This is a genomic window from Sharpea porci, assembly GCF_009695655.1.
Lineage (GTDB): Bacteria > Bacillota_I > Bacilli_A > Erysipelotrichales > Coprobacillaceae > Sharpea > Sharpea porci.
Genome location: NZ_VUNM01000067.1, coordinates 1 through 1,568, shown reverse-complemented (window position 1 = coordinate 1,568; position 1,568 = coordinate 1). Strand labels below are relative to the sequence as shown.

General features: G+C 58.8%; 2 protein-coding genes. Both read right to left on the bottom strand.

Translation table 11 applies throughout. The annotated features are described in order from the left end of the window. Positions 1-127: 127 nt before the first annotated feature. On the bottom strand, positions 128-397 hold the full coding sequence (locus tag FYJ79_RS12345; protein ID WP_154518720.1) for a hypothetical protein: 270 nt from the start codon (positions 395-397) through the stop codon (positions 128-130). After that, positions 387-1,568, bottom strand: a 1,182-nt coding sequence (tnpC, locus tag FYJ79_RS12340) for an IS66 family transposase (RefSeq protein ID WP_154518910.1), incomplete at its 5' end; no start/stop codon positions are given. The genes FYJ79_RS12345 and tnpC, both read right to left, overlap by 11 nt.

The window sequence follows — 1,568 nt, the reverse complement described above, 5'->3', positions numbered from 1 at the left end:
CTGCAAACTTGTCTCGGGACGACCAGCCAGTCGTACCCTGGTCACTTGCATCGGGCAAGCAGCGTCCCTCAGCACGAGCTTCTTTGCGCCACTTGTAAGTAAGCGTTCATTCCAAGACGTAGTTGACCTACTTCACGTCACGGAGGGGCCTTAATAACTCCGGCGAGACCTTGTATTGCTTCCTGCCATCCTCCCCCAGCACGATCACACTCTTACGGTTGATCTTGGTGACGATCCCAAGCACCGGTCCTTCTCGACCTTCGAAGGTCACTTTCAGACCAACCCGCAACCGACTCAAGGCTTGCAGGGTTTCCTGTTCTTGCAGTTCATCAATGCGCTGGCAGATGTACTGGTTCAGTTCCAGCAACTCGTCGATGCTCATGTCCTCAATGCGCATGGACGACCTCCACCGGTGTAAGTTGCGTGGCTTGTCGGTCCGGATGACGTGGATCGATCAGAGCCCGTAGCGGATTCTCGGCGAACCGGATTTTCCAGAGCCGCGGAGTCAGATTCGCCACTTCACTGGCGGGATGCTGACTGACACGCTGCAGCACGTCCACCAGATATGTGTACGGGGTAATATCGTGCAGCTTGCAGGTGCTGATCAGGCTCTGGATGATACCCAGGTGTTCCGCGCCCAGTTCGGTCCAGCAGAACATCCAGTTTTTCTTGCCCATGGGAATGGGCCGCAAAGCCCGTTCCAGGTGGTTGGTGTCTGGCTGCACGTCCGGGTTTTCCAGGAACACGGTCAGGCTGGCTTCCCGGCTGAGAACGTAGTTCAGGGCCTTGGTCAGTGGGTCGCTGGGCACGAGGCCGCCTTGTGCCAACTGATCCCGGCACCACTGGAAGAAGTCGCTGACCACCGGCTTCGAGTGATCCAACCGGTACTGGCGTTTCTTCTCGCCAGTTAGCCCCTGAGCTTTGATGGCCTCTTCATTCCGATACAGCATCGCGATCCGTTGCAGGGCCTCGGTGACGGTCTCAGGATGATCTTTCTGTGCTTCGATAAAATAGCGGCGACCATGCACCCAACATTGGGCATGGGCGACGTTCTCCTGGGCTGCAGCATAACGGGCATAGGCCGCATAGCCGTCACTGATCAGGGTACCGCTGAACGATTCGCTGAGTACCTGTTCAATGTGGGCGCGACCACGGCTGTTCGAGTAGGTGAACACCACCTCGTCGGCATCGCCGTATAACGGCCAGAACCAGCCGGTTTTCATCTTGCCTTTTTGCGGGCCTGCGCGCCCCTGGTGGCCGGCTTTGATGGGCGTTTCATCCATCGCCAGCACCCGGCTGCGCAACACGTTGTCGGTCTGGGCATCCACGATGGGTCGCAGCAGGTCGATGGCCCGCTTGACCAGGTTGGTCAGGGTGCTGCGACTGACGGTGACGCCGGCTTGCCGGATGCGTTGGTGCTGACGATACAGCGGCAAGTGGAACTGGAACTTGTCGACCAGCAGCCCGGCCAGCAGGCTGACATCGGCCAGGCTGTTATCCAGTACGTTGAACGGGGCTGGCGTGGTAATGGGCTTGTCGCTGCCCTTACGCCGGAACACCGGGCGTTC

What these genes read in the sequence shown, in the direction of transcription:
- FYJ79_RS12345 (WP_154518720.1), bottom strand. Translation starts at nt 397, where the DNA reads ATGCGCATTGAGGACATGAGCATCGACGAGTTGCTGGAACTGAACCAG.